The organism is Belliella filtrata (assembly GCF_022549775.1).
In the GTDB taxonomy this organism is placed as follows: domain Bacteria; phylum Bacteroidota; class Bacteroidia; order Cytophagales; family Cyclobacteriaceae; genus Belliella; species Belliella filtrata.
In genome coordinates, this window is record NZ_JAKZGP010000008.1 from 49,906 (window position 1) to 65,386 (window position 15,481).

The window sequence follows — 15,481 nt, forward strand, 5'->3', positions numbered from 1 at the left end:
ATCACATTTTTTCTTCGCAAAAATTCATATTTACTGTAATTTAGCAATCTGAAATTAAAATCCAACACTGTGTACAAAGCCATTATTAAGCCTATTCTTTTCAAAAGGAGTCCCGAGTCAGCACATTACTTCACTTTCGCTTGGATCAAAAGATTGTTCAACTTGCCGATAATTAAACCAATTGTAAAAAGTCAGTTTGAGCTAGAAGATCCTACTTTGGAGCGAGAGGTTTTTGGGTTGAAATTCAAAAACCCCATTGGTCTGGCGGCTGGTTTTGACAAAGATGCGAAAGTGATAGATGAGATGTCACTTTTGGGTTTTGGTTTTATTGAAATTGGTACATTGACGCCCAAGCCTCAAGAAGGAAATCCAAAACCAAGGATGTTTAGACTTCCCAAAGATCAAGCGATCATCAATAGGATGGGTTTCAATAATGGTGGGGTTGAGGAAGCTGTGCAGAGGTTGCGAAATAGAATATCTGATGTTATCATAGGTGGGAATATTGGCAAAAACAAAGTTACTCCAAACGAACTAGCTGAGGATGATTACTTGATTTGCCTAGAAGCATTACATCCATATGTGGATTATTTTGTAGTTAATGTGAGCTCTCCCAATACACCAAACTTGAGAGACCTTCAAGAAAAGGAACCTTTGAAAAAATTACTGTCCGCAGTCAAAATCGCCAATGACAAAAAAGATAAACCAAAACCAATTTTGCTTAAAATTGCTCCGGATTTAACAGAAGGGCAGCTGGATGATATCATTGAGATAGTAAAAGAAACGGGTATAGATGGAGTGATTGCTACAAATACCACGATCGATAGAAGTCAACTGAGTACTGGTGCCGATCAAGTAGCTGCTATGGGTGCAGGTGGACTAAGCGGCAAAGTGCTTGCGAAAAGGAGTACAGAAGTGATTAGGTATTTGTCTGAGCGATCTGGTGCAGCATTTCCTATCATAGGGGTTGGAGGGGTTTTCACAGCTCAAGATGCAATTGACAAGCTAGAGGCTGGTGCTAGCTTGGTACAAGTATATACAGGTATGATCTATGAAGGCCCAGGGATAGTTAAGACTATCAAAAAAGGGCTTTTGTCACATTTTCAAAATCCATAAGTGAGAAATCTGTATATTTCGATTTCATTGTTAGCGTAATTTCATTCAGGAAAAATTCAATATGGCTTCACAAGCACCAAGAACAAATACTTTTAGAAAGAAAAATGAGACGAGAGCCAAGGCTAGTGAGAAGAAACAAAGTAAGTTCTCCGTTGCTTTTCTAAAAAACAAAAAGATTCCTATTACCATAGGGATAGTGTTGATTATATTGGCTATTGTAATGTTTTTTGCTTTTGTGAGCTATTTATTCACAGGAAAGGCAGACCAGAGTGCCTTATCAGCTTTGGATCAGGGTTTGAGAGAAAGTGCCAATGAGACAAAAAATTGGCAAGGGTATTTTGGGGCTTATGTAGCAGAGTTATTTATCAAAAGATGGTTTGGAATAGCCGCTTTCTTGTTGCCACCGTTCTTATTTTTGTTAGGGGTAAAGCTGGCATTTAAGGTCGCTTTGTTTTCACTATCGAGATATAGCACTTTTGCACTATTTTTCACCTTTTGGCTTGGGCTATTTACTGGATATATTGTACAGCTAATTGATGGATATTCAGCTTTCAACAACCTAAGTGGAGGCTTTGGCTATGAACTTGGTAGGTTATCAAATGATTTTTTAGGCTGGGGTAGTTTCGTTTTGATAGCTGGTGCTTTGTTGATTTTTGTGATTTTCTTTTTCAACATAGATCAACTGAGCTGGTCTAATGCTTCTACATCTGATGAAATGGACGCAGATACGAGCTTGGAGGATGATAATGATACTGATGAAATCACAGAGGACAGTTTCAAAGTAGATGATGAAGAAGAAGAGGACGTCAATGATTTGTTTAAAAAAATGGTGGAAAATTCTTCTGAGAATTCCAATTCAGAAGTTGAACCTGATGATGATGGAAGCTCATGGACGATCAATGCTCCTGAAAACGATACCAAAAAACCTATCTCACAACCTGAATTCAATATAGAAGGTATAGCTGACTTACCTGATGAAGAGGAGGTAGTAGGGAAAGCGGAAGAGGATAGAAAGTTTTCAGTTCATCAAGTAGATGAGGAGGAAAAGACGGCTGATCAAGTTGCCAATTTGGATCCTTACGACCCTACGCTTGATTTGCCAAAATATCAATATCCAAGCATAGAATTGCTAAATGAATATGATGTCAAGAAAGTGACTGTAACCAGGCAAGAGCTAGAAGAGAATAAGAATAAAATTGTAGAAACACTTGTCAATTTTAAAATAGGCATTCAAGAAATCAAGGCGACGATAGGTCCTACAGTGACCTTGTATGAGATCGTGCCTGATCCAGGGGTGAAAATTTCAAAAATCAAAAACCTTGAAGATGATATAGCTCTAAGTTTAGCTGCATTAGGGATCAGGATCATCGCCCCAATACCCGGGAAAGGTACTATCGGTATAGAAGTTCCAAATAAAAACAGGGAGCTTGTGCCAGCAAGGGCAGTTTTGGGTACGGAGAAGTTCATGCACAGTGACAAAGATTTGCCTGTAGCTTTAGGGAAGACAATTTCCAATGAGGTTTTTGTGATGGATTTGGCCAAGATGCCTCACTTGCTTATGGCTGGTGCTACTGGACAAGGTAAGTCAGTCGGCTTAAATATGATTCTGGCCTCCTTGGTGTACAAAAAGCACCCTTCACAATTAAAATTTGTACTCGTCGATCCGAAGAAAGTGGAATTGACGCTATTTAATAAAATTGAGAGGCATTTTCTTGCTAAGCTCCCAGGAGCTGAAGAAGCAATCATCACAGATACCAAGAAAGTAATTTATACCTTGAATTCACTTTGTACGGAGATGGATAATAGGTATGACTTGCTCAAAGATGCTGGATGTAGGAATCTCAAAGAATACAATGCGAAATTTGTAGCACGTAAACTGAATCCAGAAAAAGGTCACCGATTCATGCCTTATATCGTTTTGGTAATAGATGAATTGGCGGACTTGATGATGACAGCCGGTAAGGAGATCGAAGCTCCTATAGCAAGATTGGCACAGCTTGCTAGGGCTATTGGGATACACTTGGTGGTAGCCACTCAGCGGCCTTCAGTAAATGTGATCACAGGTATCATCAAAGCGAATTTCCCTGCAAGATTATCATTTAGAGTGACTTCTAAGATTGATAGTAGAACGATCCTAGATGCTGGAGGCGCAGATCAATTAATTGGTATGGGAGATATGCTCCTGTCTTCAGGTTCAGAAATGACCAGGTTGCAGTGTGCATTTTTGGATACACCAGAGGTGGATGCGATTTGTGATTGGATAGGTGAGCAAGGAGGGTATCCAGATGCTTACCTTTTGCCTGAGTTTGTTGGAGAAGAAGGTGATGGAAGCTCACTAGACGTCGATTTGGCAGACAGAGATCCATTGTTTGACGATGCTGCAAGGTTGATAGTAATGCATCAGCAAGGTAGTACCTCATTGATTCAGAGGAAATTAAAGCTAGGTTATAATAGAGCCGGTAGGATTATTGATCAGCTGGAGGCTGCAGGGGTTGTAGGAGCTTTTGAAGGTAGTAAAGCCAGAGAAGTATTGATTCAAGATGAAGCAAGTTTGGAACGGTTGTTGAGTAGTCTTTAAAGCTTAATTAAAGCATTATTCAAAGCAAGTTGAAGTATGATTAACAGAGTATATATATTAGTATTTTTGTTTACAAGCATTTTTGGAGTTGCCCATGCGCAGAAGGATCCTAATGCAAAAGCTGTCTTGGATGCAGTAAGTAAAAAGTATCAATCTTTGGCCGGTATGAAGGCGACATTTGAGTATTCCTATGCTATGTCTGGTGAATCAGCTCAAAGTCAATCAGGGGAGATTGCGATCAAAGGTGACAAGTATCATCTTGTCTTGCCTGAACAAGGACAGGAAATATTCAACAATGGCAAGACTGTTTGGACTTTTATCAATTCAGGAGGCTACAAAGAAGTCACTATTAACAATTCCAATGAGATGGAAGATGAGTTAAAGCCTTCTTCAGTTTACACGATTTATCAGAAAGGTTACAATTATAAGCTACTTGGTGAAAAAAACATCAATGGGGTTTTGGTGCAAGAGATAGAGTTGAAAGCTGAGAAATCTGGAGCACCCTTTAAGAAGGTGAACCTTTGGGTAGATAAAAACAAAAAAGACCTTGTAGGATGGGAGATCACAGATGATCAAGGTGGTAAGCTTAAATACCAATTCAAGTCTGTGGATACCAGCCTAAAGCTTGCTGACGATTATTTTGTATTCAATCCACAAAAACATGGAAAAGTCGAAATCATTGACTTGCGCTGATATCTGTATAGCAATAGTATTTATGGTCAATTGATCATTGTCCTCCTAATATTTTTTAATATACATTTATTTGCGGAAGTAGGCAGGGGGATAATCAAAGCTTTTTAATTTTTTTAAAATCAAAAATGTCTATTTTTGCCCAAACCGTAAAAAGCATGGACAAACTTACCTTATTTAAGCAAATTGAGAAGAAGCAATCATTTTTATGTATAGGTCTTGACACAGACCTCCATAGAATCCCTCAGCATTTGCTAGAATATGAAGATCCTATTTTTGAGTTTAACAAGCAGATAATCGATGCTACCCAAGATCTGGCGGTAGCTTATAAGCCAAATACAGCTTTCTATGAGGCGCTTGGCGCAAGGGGTTGGCAAAGTTTGGCAAGAACATTAGATTACATTCCCAAAGAAATTTTCACTATAGCTGATGCCAAAAGAGGAGATATTGGCAACACTTCTAGTCTATATGCTCAAGCATTTTTTGACCGAATGAACTTTGACTCTGTTACGGTAGCGCCCTATATGGGGGTAGACAGTGTAAGTCCTTTTTTGTCTTTTGAGGGTAAGTGGGTGATTCTTCTTGCCTTGACATCTAATGAGGGGAGTCAAGATTTTCAATTGATACAATCGCAACATGGTAAGCCTTTTTATCAACATGTACTTGAAAAAAGTCAGGAGTGGGGAAATACTGATAACCTCATGTATGTCGTGGGAGCCACTAGGGGTGAGCTTATCGCTGAAGTAAGGAAGATCGTTCCAGATCATTTTTTTCTCGTGCCAGGTGTTGGTGCACAAGGTGGTAGCTTGGAAGAGGTAGCTAAATATGGCATGAATTCACATTGTGGACTCTTGGTGAATTCTTCTAGAGGAATTATATATGCGAGCATTGGAGAGGATTTTGCAAACGCTGCTAGAGAAGAAGCTGCGAAACTTCAAGTTGAGATGAGAGAGCTTTTACAAAGATTTTGTAAATAATTTCTGCCTTTGATCTTTTTTCTAAATTCTACTTCAAATACCCATAGAGCTAGTGTAGACTTTTGATACTTACAGAAAGTATTGCCTATTTATTATTGGAAGTTACTCAAAAAGCTTTACCTGTATTCTGGTATGGTGAATACAGAGGTGTTTTTAACTTTTGTTTTATCTAATTTTTCTACAATGAAATTTCAGGAAGATTTTCTACAAACTGTGTGGAAGTACCAATATTTTGACAAGCGGCGCCTTGATACTTCTTCAGGCGATTCAATTCAAATTAAGAAAATTGGTTTTCACAATTTCTATGAAGGGCTTGATTTTTTGGAATCAAATGTTCAATCTTGAGTGTTTTAGATACGTGAAGGTGCATTTGATAGCTTCTGATTGGAAACATCATGACCAGGATTCTTACCCTTGATATAACAGTGTAATACTTCATGTGGTATGGGAGGATGATTATCCAATTTTAAGACTTTACAAGACGAATTTGGCATTACTATTCCCGACTATTGGAAGTATTATTATCAATCTGATAAAAAGTCTGGGAAGAAAATCAGTGGGAGGGTCAATGCTAATTCATTTAATCTTTTGATTATAAATTTTGTAGTACCTATATGCTTTGCATATGGTAAATACATACAGGAAACCAGCTGACAGGAGCGATGCTTTGATTTGTTGCAATCTATTGCTTCGGAAGAGAATTACATCGTCAGAAAGTTCAACTCTTGTGGTTGTAAAGCACAGAATTCTTTTGATTCCCAAGGTATGATTGGTTTTTTTGGGAACTATTGCTAACACAAAAAGTGCCTCGATTGTAAAGTTGGGCAGAACTTGCTTAAGCCGAGCAAGAAATGATTTTTGCTTTGGAGTTCAATAAGCTGTACTTTTGCATTCCAAAAGAGACAATTCCATGGAAAAACCAGTAATTATATTTGGAGCAAAAGGCATTGCTCATCCAGCTTTAGAGATTTTCAATAGTAACAGTGTAGTGGTATATGGATTTCTTGATGAAGATGAAACGCTTCACAATCAAGAGATCAATGTAGTGCCTGTACTTGGACATCCTGAAGATGATGGATTTCTAAAGTTAATTGGGAAAAAGTGTGAGGCTTTTGTTGCTGTTGATGATAATAAATATAGGCAGTTTTTGGTCAAAATGCTGAATGAAAAGCGTAAGGTACAGCCAATCAATGCTATTCATCAGTCTTCTTATATTTCAACGGATTCGGCCATAGGGCATGGTAATTTTGTCAATGCGAAAGTGCTCATAGGTACAGGTGCTGTAGTGGGTAGCCATTGTATATTTCATACAGGTGCTATCGTAGACCATGGTGCCAAGGTGGGTGATTTTGTTCAAATTGGAGCTGGATCTGTGGTAAATTCAAATGTAACTATCGAAGAGGGAGTCTTTATAGGCTCTGGCGTTGTAATAGTTTCGGGGATTACCATAGGGAAAAATGCACGAGTAGGAGCTGGGTCAGTAGTGATATCTGATGTGAAGGCAAATGAAACTGTTTTCGGGAATCCAGCTGCACCTATCAAGAAATAGGATTAATTTCAAGTTTAAAAATAGATCAAACCAAACACCTTGTCGGAAACAAGGCTTAAGTTATGGAAAACAAAACACACAGCATTTTGCTCTATTATTGCTATGCCACTATTGAGGATACGGAGGCATATAGAGAAGAGCACCACCTCTTTTGTATTGAGAATAATATAAGAGGTAGGATCATCATATCTTCAGAAGGACTAAATGGAACAGTCTCTGGACTGAAGGAAGATTGCGAAAAGTATATGGCCTACATTCAGTCAGATGCGAGATTTGCAAAGACTGAGTTCAAAGTTGAGCTTTACGACAAGCATGCTTTTGCAAAAATTCATGTAAGAGTCAAGCCAGAAATAGTACACAGCAGCTTGAAGCACATAGATCCAAATGTCAAAACAGGCAAACATTTGGAGCCTGAAGAATTCAAGAAGCTAAAAGACCAAGAGGATGTAGTGATTTTGGATGTAAGGTCAAACTACGAACATGAGCTTGGCAGATTCAAGAATGCAATCACTTTAGATATTGACAATTTCAGGGATTTTCCTGAAAAAGTTAAGGAGCTTGAGCATCTCAAGAATAAGAAAGTATTGACCTACTGTACAGGAGGGATCAAATGTGAAAAAGCATCCGCGTATCTTTTGGAGCAAGGCTTCGAAGATGTCTACCAGCTACACGGAGGGATAATTAAGTATGGGCTGGAAGCAGGTGGGGAAGATTTCGAAGGGAAATGCTATGTGTTTGATAACAGGATCGCTGTGGATGTCAATAAAGTAAATCCAAAAGTGATTTCAACGTGCCATGTTTGTGGAACTGTCTCTGCCCGTATGGTCAATTGTGCTAATCCAACATGTAATGCTCACGTAGCGATATGTGAAAATTGTGGATGGGAAATGGATGGTGCTTGCTCTACTTCATGTAAAGAGCACCCAGAGAAGCGACCTTATGATGGTACTGGTTACTATCAAAAGCAAAGTAATGGATACAATCCATATAAAGGGCTACAAAGAAAACCAAATAAGGAAAAAGTAAACTAATTAGTATATGGGAAATCGCATACCTGAATCTGAGTTGATTATCAATCCAGATGGCAGCATTTATCATTTAAACTTATTGCCTGAGCAATTGGCTTCGACAGTGATAGCTGTAGGTGACCCTGAGCGAGTGTCAAAGGTTTCCCAGTACTTTGATGAGGTTACCCACCAAGTCTCCAAAAGGGAATTTGTAACACATACAGGTTCATATAAGGGTATGCCTATTACCGCTATGAGCACAGGTATGGGTACTGATAACATCGAGATTTTCATGACAGAACTCGATGCCTTGGTGAATGTTGATCTTAAAACAAGGCTTCCCAAATCCAGTCACACAAGTTTAGAGATCATCAGAATAGGTACTTCTGGAAGTATGAGAGCTGATATTCCTGCGGGTTCTATGCTTGCCTCGGCTTACGCAGTAGGTTTGGATACACTGATGGCGTATTACAATGCTGATTACAGTGATTTAGAATTGGAAGTGTCTGAGTCGGTGAAGAATGTCTTAGGAGTTACTTTTGCGCCGTATTGCGTAGCTGGATCAAAGCGTTTACTTGATCTTTTGGGGGAGGGTTTGATCAAAGGTAATACAGCGACTTGTCCAGGTTTTTTTGGTCCTCAAGGAAGGGAGGTTCGGCTCAAACCTGCCATACCAGATATTATAGAAAGACTTGCCTCAATATCTGTCGCAGATTTCAAACTCACTAATTTTGAAATGGAGACAGCAGGATATTATGCAATGGGTAGACTTCTTGGCCACGAAATGTTAAGCCTAAATGCTATAGTTGCAAATAGGGTGACTCATGAGTTTGCAGATGATCCAAATGGGATTGTTGATGAATTGATAAAATCTACATTAGAAAAATTAGCGAATCGATGATTCGCTTTTTTTATGTTTAATTTTTCAAAGTACTGTTTTTGAACAAATTACTTTTCCATTCACATGAGTAGTATTCAGCACACATTAGCTAAAGACCTTTGGTGTAAGTCGGTAAAATGTAGGAACAATCCTTCACGCTAAGTGTTATTTCTAAGTGAGTTTTTGACTTATTTCATTTAAAAATTGAATAAATCTTCTAGGTATGGTATTTGTTTGATTATATGTAATCAAAATAAAATATCGAAATCAAAAAAATTATTGCTTTTACAGGTGGATTTTTAATAGATTTTATTGAAAATCAAGTTTAAAGTTCCAATAATCACGCTTTCTGAAAATAATATAAAAAATACTAAAAAATGACTCGTTTTATACAATTGCTTATTTTGTCAGCAACCTTCTTTTCATTTGTGACAGCCACAGCACAAGATTTCGAGGTAAAAGGTAAGGTGATTGAAGCAGAATCCTCTAATCCACTAGAGTTTGCAAACATTGCCTTGCTGAATCCTGGAGACTCGGCATTGGTTACAGGGGGTATGAGTGAGTTGGATGGGACTTTTTCCTTCCAAGCTGTATCTGGAGAATATATTTTGAGAGTAGGTTTTATAGGCTATGAGAGTAGATTCAGGAATATTACTTTAGGTGAGAAAGAAGTCTTGAATGTGGGCAATGTGAGGCTTAGAAAAGATGCTCAAAACTTGGATGAAGTAGTCGTAGAGGGAGTCACTTCTATGTTTGAGAGTGACATTGACAAGCGTAGATACAATGTAGAGAATAGTATCTTGGCAGAAGGCGCAATGGCTTCGGACCTTTTGAGCACCTTACCTTCTATACAAATGGATGATGAGGGGGGCATTTCTATGCGAGGTAGTGGTAATATCTTGATTTATATCAACGGTAGACCTTCTAACCTTTCTGGGGATGATGCGGAAAGTGTATTAGCGCAATTTCCTGCAAATAGTATAAAGTCTGTAGAGCTTATTACGAACCCTTCTTCTCGTTATGATGCCGCTGGAGTAGGAGGGATTATTAACATCATTTTGAAAAAAAATGAAAGGACTGGACTCAATGGACAAGTGAATGCGGGTATTGGAACCAGAGGTAAATACAATGCGGGGTTAAATATAAACTATGGGACAGAAAAAGCTAACTATTATGCTTCATACAACTGGCAAGATAACAGACGTTTCAGAGAAAGTGAATCCTTTCGTCAAAGTAACCTGTCCACTGCCTCTCCTATCCTTGATCAAGATGCTTATCAAGTCAATAGAGATATCAATCATCTCATCAGAGGTGGGGTAGATTGGAGTATTACTGAAAATAAACTCTTTGGAGTCTATGTTCAAGGAAGTTTTAGGGATAGGACAGGAGATGAACTTTTGAATCAAAGAAATTTAACTTTAGCCAGGGACCTTGATAGTTTGTTTGTACGAGATATTCGTGAGGAAAGGTCTAGTGAGAATTTTGAAGCTGGAATTACTTATTCCGTAGATATTGATACATTGGGGCAGAGGTTTTTTACCACCGCAACTTATTCAAGAGATGAAAGACTTCAAAATGATATATTTGATCAACTTTTCTTTAATGAATTCAATCAAGAAGTGCCTAGCAATAGAATCCTTCAGCTAAATGATAGGCCGCAAACAAGTGACCTTTATATGCTACAAATGGATTATGAAAAACCATTTGTCAATGGAGGAAAGCTAGAAGGTGGATTGAAGGGTACATTTAGAGAATGGAATAGGTCACAGTTTTTCTCTGAAGGAAATGAAGGGAATGGGTTTGAGCCTGAGTTGAACGATTTTTTCAGTGATTCATTCAATTTCAAGGAAGATGTATATGCCTCTTACTTGAGTTATAGAAACAAAATTGGTAAGATTGGTTACCAAGGTGGATTAAGAGCTGAATATACAGAGACGATTTCTAGACTTGCAAGTGCAGCTGATCCTTACATCAATAATTATTTTAATCTTTTCCCTAGTGCGTATTTAAGTTATGAATTGGGACAGGAGGAAGAGTTTACAGCCAATTTTAGTAGAAGGATAAATAGACCTGGAATGTGGTCATTAGCCCCGATTTTTGGAGTGAGTGATTTGTATAACTTGAGCATTGGTAACCCCGAGCTTCAGCCAGAATTCACAAACTCTTATGAACTTGGCTACATGAAAGGCTGGGAAAGATACCTTCTTAATGCCACTGTTTACCATAGATTCTCTACAGACATTCACACCAGAATCATCAGGCTAAATGAAGATAATGTGGCAATTCAGACAAGAGAAAATGCCAATAGTAGAGTCAATACAGGCTTGGAGCTTGTGAATCAGTTTCAATTGACCTCATGGTTTGACGCTACAGTATCTGGTAATTTCTTTTATTCGGAAATCAGAGGAGACAATATCGAGGCAGGGTTCAACAATTCCAATTATTCTTGGACAGTCAATACCTTATTCAACATGGTAATACCTAAAGTGGCTTCTGTCCAAATCCAAGGAGACTACAGAGGCCCTATCGTCCTTCCACAAGGTGAAATCGAGCCAATGTGGGGAGTGAACGTAGGTGTCAGAAGGGATTTACTCGACAAAAAAGCGACTATTAGCCTGAATGTTAGTGATATTTTCAATACGAGAATTTTTAGAATAAGTACAAATGATGAGCGATTTATTCAAGACAGATGGTTCAATCGAGAGACGAGAATAGGGACCTTATCATTTACCTACAGGTTCGGAGGGTTCAAAGATAAGTCGAGGGATCGTGAGAGAAGCAGAGATGATTTCGATGATGATGATTTTTAATTTCTTTTATAGAATAAGGCTTATTTCTTGAGATCTCTCCCTTTCTTTGTAATATGATTACGATATACACAGACGGAGCGGCCAAAGGTAACCCTGGTCCTGGTGGTTATGGGACAGTTTTATTGTATAAAGATTTGAAAAAAGAGCTCTCTGATGGCTATAGACTGACCACAAACAACAGGATGGAATTGCTTGCAGTGATTCGAGGGCTTGAAGCATTGAAGGTGGGAGGGATTCCAGTTACCATATATTCTGATAGCAAATATGTAGTAGATGCTGTAGAAAAGGGTTGGATTTGGTCTTGGCAAAAGAAGGGCTTCAAGGATAAGAAAAATGTAGACTTGTGGAAGCAGTATATTCCATTACATATGAAGTACAAGCCAAAGTTTGTCTGGGTCAAAGGACATGCGGGCAATCCGATGAATGAGCGATGTGATCAATTGGCTGTGGCAGCTTCGGAGCAAAGAAACCTGAAGATTGATCAAGCATACGAAAATGAAAAGAATAATAGCGCCGGGCTTTTTTTGAAATAAAGGATGAAAGAGTCAGGCTTTAGGTTCAAGCAGTTCGTCGTAATGCAAGATCAATGCGGTATGAAGATTAGTACTGATGCTGTTCTACTTGGAGCCATAGCAGGAAATGAAGCTCACAGGAAAGTCTTGGACATAGGCTCGGGTACTGGTGTGATTTCTCTTATGCTGGCACAAAGGTTGCCTCAAGTGTTGGTTGATGCTGTGGAAATTGATGAAAAAGCATATGGACAAGCTTTAGAGAACTTTCAAGAATCGCCCTTTTCAGAAAGAATGAAACTTCATCACGTAGCGATACAGGATTTTTGTGGTGAGAATGTCTCATCATACGATCTTATAGTCAGTAATCCACCTTACTATCCAGATCATCTAAAATCCTCGAATTATCAAAAAAATCAAGCCATGCATACGGACAGCTTATCGTTTGAGGATTTGGTGAGATCTGTAGATATGATGTTGCATGAAGATGGAGAGTTTTGGTTGATTTTACCACCCGCTCAGATGGATAAGTTTGTACAGCTAGCAATCGAAGATAGACTGTACCCACACCAGTGTATTCTAGTACGAGACAAAGCAGAGAAACCTGTAATAAGGCAGATTGTGAGCTTTTGTCGAAATAATCAACCCATAGATGAATCGCAGATCATCATCAAGAACTCATCTGATGAATATTCTACAAAATATAGCGAACTCTTAAAGGAGTTTTTAATCATTTTTTAAAGTGCTAGATTCAGTGAATTTTATGTTCTCTTTTTCAAGAAGATCAAGAATGGGTTCGTAAATCTCCGGAGTAATCGGAAGCTGTAATCCCTTTGCTTCAATTTTACCTTCTAAGAACAAATCAATAGCCATTGCAAGGGGTAGTCCCACAGTTTTGGCCATGGCAGTTTTGGTTTGGTTTTCACCTTTGCAGACCAAACTAGATATTACCGATTTGATTCCCTGGTTAGTCTTTATTTCAAAGAGGTGTTGCATCACTATCATGTCCTTGTCGCTCGCTTTAAGTTCCCATTTTTCCTCAAGAATTACTTGTAGTATAGCCGCTGGGCTTCCTTTTTTTTGTGGTAATTCTTCTTCTGAAAAAAGTCCCAGCCATTCGATTTTTTTGAGTATTTCATCATTCACCCAGGGTAATAATTCTACGAGTTTTATTTCCACATCATTTTCAGTGTGATATGGAAGAAAGGCATTGAGGAACATCCTCTTGCTATAATGATCGGGGAGGTTCATTTCAAAGCTATCATCTGTAATGCCTAATTGTACAAATACATCCCAACTCTGACAGAAACCAGCTCTTCGAAGTGTACCTCTTAGCATTGTAGGGACTTCTTTCAGTCCATAGATGCTTCTATAACTCAAGGAGTCACGATTTGGGTAACCTTCGAAGCTACCAACATTTTCGAAATGGATGTTTTCAATTCTTCGAAACAACATGTGATAGGGCACATATTTGTATTGACCATTTCTGATAAATCGTGAGACTCCCTGTCCTGCAAGCACTACATTGCGAGGATTCCAAGTGAATTTATATTTCCATGGATTATCTTCACTTTCTGGTGCCAATACGCCACCTGTATAAGATTTGAATGATAGGATTTCATTGCCATCATTGATTTCTTTATGGATGATTTTCATAGCTGACATGTGGTCAAGACCAGGGTCTAGCCCACATTCATTCAAAAAAAGTAAGTTTTTCTCTTTGATTTCATCTGCCATTTTTCTCAAATCAGCTGACTCATAAGAAGCTGTGAAAAAGTGTTTGCTGAATGAAAGACAGTCTTTTGCAATGATCGGGTGTAAGAATGCAGGTAGCATTGAGACAACAATGTCAGCTTTTTGGATGAGACTCCTTCTAGACTCGTTATTATCTAAGTCTATTTTCTTTACTAAGACACCTTGATCATCCTTATATTTCTGGTAGATATGTTCAATGTTTTGATCTGCAAGGATGATTTTTCTATTTTTCTCCATTGCAGTATTCGCTAAATACTCAATTAAAAAGGTTGATGATTTTCCAGTGCCAATGATCAAGATAGTGTGCATAGTTCAAAAGTTTAATAAAGTGATACCCTAAGTTGTGAAAAATGATCGATGGTTAAAAATGAAGTTTAAAAAATCAATAAAAATTAACAATTCATGCTTTTTTTTCGTTTATTCAATCCCTTTTTAAATGGAATGATATGAAGAAAAGAATTGAGATAAATGTTGCCTTGGAAGTTTTTGCAAAAGAAGAATGGTCAGAGATAGATGCTAGTCTTTTGGCAGAAGCCGAAAGGATCTTGGAAATAGCTCATGCACCCTATTCAAATTTTTTAGTAGGTGCAGCATTGTTGCTTGAAGATGGGCAGATTTTTTCTGCAAACAACCAGGAGAATGTTTCTTTTCCAGTTGGAGTATGTGCTGAAAGAGCTGTTCTCAGCTACGCAATGGGCAATAATCCGAATACGGCACCTGTCAAACTTGCTATTGTTGCCAAGCGTAGAGCGGGAATGGAATTGGCTACTGTGACACCTTGTGGGCTTTGCAGGCAGACAATCAATGAGTATGAATTTAAGTTTGGGAAGCCAATAGAAATCTTGATGTTGGGCCCTGGAGACGAAATGTATAGGGCATCTGGCATTGATCAATTATTACCTTTCAGGTTTAGTGATTTGAATAGTTGAAATTAATTTTGATTTAAACAGAACAAGTTCCAAACTGAGTAGTTTTAGAGAAAAGCGTATCTAGAACGCCTAGGTCAAATTTTTCAAGTTTGTAAAGTTTGATGAAATTGGTTGATTTAAAAAAATTTATGATTGTGATTGTGAAAAAGTTTGATTTTAAATATCAGTTACTTAATTTTCTCAAAATTTTATTGCCAACCTAAGATGTTAACCCTCACAGGAAAAGAAATTGAAAAGATTGCAGGTTTACTGCAAAAGGGCATGATTTGCTTTTATCAGCTAAATAACAAAAAAATTCATCATTTGCCCGATGATGAGGATTATTTCAACTATGATCTTACTCCTGAAGAGGAGGATATCCTAGATGAAATAGATGATGATCCAGACAATTTTGCAGAGTTCACTAAGCTAGAAGCTAATCAGGAGCATCAAGTTATGGAGCAATTTGCGGATAGGATAGTCAAAGAGAAAGGTTTTCAGGATGAATTATTCAATGCCTTGAGCAAGCCAAAAGCAGCGACAGGATTCAAGTTTCTCATAGAAGACTCAAAGTACAAAGAGAAATGGGCAGAGTATAAGCTGGAAAAATATAAGGATTGGGTTTTAGAACAGATTGATTCCTTTAACTATGCTGATGAATAGCATGCTGAAATTTTGGAAACACGAGTGGTATTATTAAAAAAT

General features: G+C 38.1%; 14 protein-coding genes and 1 pseudogene. 14 read left to right on the plus strand and 1 reads right to left on the minus strand.

The features are described 5' to 3' along the window. The first annotated feature begins 69 nt into the window (after positions 1-69). From MM239_RS05150 to MM239_RS05205, 12 genes and pseudogenes are all read left to right on the plus strand, one after another. Complete coding sequence (locus MM239_RS05150; protein ID WP_241347135.1) at positions 70-1,113, plus strand: quinone-dependent dihydroorotate dehydrogenase; 1,044 nt, start codon at positions 70-72, stop codon at positions 1,111-1,113. Between the two features lie 61 nt (positions 1,114-1,174). Continuing rightward, positions 1,175-3,691 (plus strand): FtsK/SpoIIIE family DNA translocase, encoded by a 2,517-nt coding sequence (locus MM239_RS05155; protein ID WP_241347136.1) that lies wholly within the window; start codon positions 1,175-1,177, stop codon positions 3,689-3,691. Positions 3,692-3,727: 36 nt separating this feature from the next. After that, entirely contained in the window at positions 3,728-4,384 is a 657-nt protein-coding gene (locus MM239_RS05160) for a LolA family protein (RefSeq protein ID WP_241347137.1), read from the plus strand. Between the two features lie 155 nt (positions 4,385-4,539). Further along, positions 4,540-5,358 carry an orotidine-5'-phosphate decarboxylase gene (gene pyrF, locus MM239_RS05165; protein ID WP_241347138.1) on the plus strand — a complete coding sequence of 273 codons (819 nt, stop codon included), beginning with the start codon at positions 4,540-4,542 and terminating at the stop codon, positions 5,356-5,358. 183 nt (positions 5,359-5,541) lie between these two features. After that, entirely contained in the window at positions 5,542-5,703 is a 162-nt protein-coding gene (locus MM239_RS05170) for a DUF2851 family protein (RefSeq protein ID WP_241347185.1), read from the plus strand. Positions 5,704-5,832: 129 nt separating this feature from the next. Next, positions 5,833-6,012 (plus strand): annotated as a pseudogene (locus MM239_RS05175) (DUF2851 family protein); the annotation flags it as partial. Positions 6,013-6,268: 256 nt separating this feature from the next. Then, the gene (locus MM239_RS05180) at positions 6,269-6,907 is read left to right on the plus strand and encodes an acetyltransferase (RefSeq protein ID WP_241347139.1); all 639 of its coding nucleotides are present in this window, start codon (positions 6,269-6,271) and stop codon (positions 6,905-6,907) included. A gap of 62 nt (positions 6,908-6,969) precedes the next feature. After that, positions 6,970-7,938, plus strand: a complete 969-nt coding sequence (trhO, locus tag MM239_RS05185) for an oxygen-dependent tRNA uridine(34) hydroxylase TrhO (protein WP_241347140.1) — start codon at positions 6,970-6,972, stop codon at positions 7,936-7,938. Positions 7,939-7,945: 7 nt separating this feature from the next. Continuing rightward, positions 7,946-8,815, plus strand: coding sequence for a nucleoside phosphorylase (locus tag MM239_RS05190; protein ID WP_241347141.1), 870 nt, complete (start codon positions 7,946-7,948; stop codon positions 8,813-8,815). A 356-nt stretch (positions 8,816-9,171) separates the two neighbouring features. Continuing rightward, on the plus strand, positions 9,172-11,604 hold the full coding sequence (locus MM239_RS05195) for a TonB-dependent receptor domain-containing protein (RefSeq protein ID WP_241347142.1): 2,433 nt from the start codon (positions 9,172-9,174) through the stop codon (positions 11,602-11,604). A gap of 53 nt (positions 11,605-11,657) precedes the next feature. Next, entirely contained in the window at positions 11,658-12,137 is a 480-nt protein-coding gene (rnhA, locus tag MM239_RS05200) for a ribonuclease HI (RefSeq protein ID WP_241347143.1), read from the plus strand. Positions 12,138-12,140: 3 nt separating this feature from the next. Next, entirely contained in the window at positions 12,141-12,854 is a 714-nt protein-coding gene (locus MM239_RS05205; RefSeq protein ID WP_241347144.1) for a tRNA1(Val) (adenine(37)-N6)-methyltransferase, read from the plus strand. Here the strand turns inward: MM239_RS05205 and MM239_RS05210 are convergent. Beyond that, positions 12,840-14,177, minus strand: coding sequence for a saccharopine dehydrogenase family protein (locus MM239_RS05210; protein WP_241347145.1), 1,338 nt, complete (start codon positions 14,175-14,177; stop codon positions 12,840-12,842). The two genes, MM239_RS05205 and MM239_RS05210, sit on opposite strands and share 15 nt — an antisense overlap. A 137-nt stretch (positions 14,178-14,314) precedes the next feature. Between MM239_RS05210 and MM239_RS05215 the strand changes: the two genes are divergently transcribed. Both MM239_RS05215 and MM239_RS05220 read left to right on the plus strand, forming a co-directional pair. Continuing rightward, entirely contained in the window at positions 14,315-14,797 is a 483-nt protein-coding gene (locus MM239_RS05215) for a cytidine deaminase (RefSeq protein WP_241347146.1), read from the plus strand. A 204-nt stretch (positions 14,798-15,001) separates the two neighbouring features. Further along, positions 15,002-15,439 (plus strand): UPF0158 family protein, encoded by a 438-nt coding sequence (locus tag MM239_RS05220; RefSeq protein ID WP_241347147.1) that lies wholly within the window; start codon positions 15,002-15,004, stop codon positions 15,437-15,439. Positions 15,440-15,481: the final 42 nt, after the last annotated feature.

What these genes read in the sequence shown, in the direction of transcription:
- trhO (WP_241347140.1), top strand. Translation starts at nt 6,970, where the DNA reads ATGGAAAACAAAACACACAGCATTTTGCTCTATTATTGCTATGCCACT.
- MM239_RS05180 (WP_241347139.1), top strand. Translation starts at nt 6,269, where the DNA reads ATGGAAAAACCAGTAATTATATTTGGAGCAAAAGGCATTGCTCATCCA.
- MM239_RS05210 (WP_241347145.1), bottom strand. Translation starts at nt 14,177, where the DNA reads ATGCACACTATCTTGATCATTGGCACTGGAAAATCATCAACCTTTTTA.
- MM239_RS05205 (WP_241347144.1), top strand. Translation starts at nt 12,141, where the DNA reads ATGAAAGAGTCAGGCTTTAGGTTCAAGCAGTTCGTCGTAATGCAAGAT.
- MM239_RS05190 (WP_241347141.1), top strand. Translation starts at nt 7,946, where the DNA reads ATGGGAAATCGCATACCTGAATCTGAGTTGATTATCAATCCAGATGGC.
- MM239_RS05160 (WP_241347137.1), top strand. Translation starts at nt 3,728, where the DNA reads ATGATTAACAGAGTATATATATTAGTATTTTTGTTTACAAGCATTTTT.
- pyrF (WP_241347138.1), top strand. Translation starts at nt 4,540, where the DNA reads ATGGACAAACTTACCTTATTTAAGCAAATTGAGAAGAAGCAATCATTT.
- MM239_RS05215 (WP_241347146.1), top strand. Translation starts at nt 14,315, where the DNA reads ATGAAGAAAAGAATTGAGATAAATGTTGCCTTGGAAGTTTTTGCAAAA.
- MM239_RS05220 (WP_241347147.1), top strand. Translation starts at nt 15,002, where the DNA reads ATGTTAACCCTCACAGGAAAAGAAATTGAAAAGATTGCAGGTTTACTG.
- rnhA (WP_241347143.1), top strand. Translation starts at nt 11,658, where the DNA reads ATGATTACGATATACACAGACGGAGCGGCCAAAGGTAACCCTGGTCCT.
- MM239_RS05195 (WP_241347142.1), top strand. Translation starts at nt 9,172, where the DNA reads ATGACTCGTTTTATACAATTGCTTATTTTGTCAGCAACCTTCTTTTCA.
- MM239_RS05155 (WP_241347136.1), top strand. Translation starts at nt 1,175, where the DNA reads ATGGCTTCACAAGCACCAAGAACAAATACTTTTAGAAAGAAAAATGAG.
- MM239_RS05170 (WP_241347185.1), top strand. Translation starts at nt 5,542, where the DNA reads ATGAAATTTCAGGAAGATTTTCTACAAACTGTGTGGAAGTACCAATAT.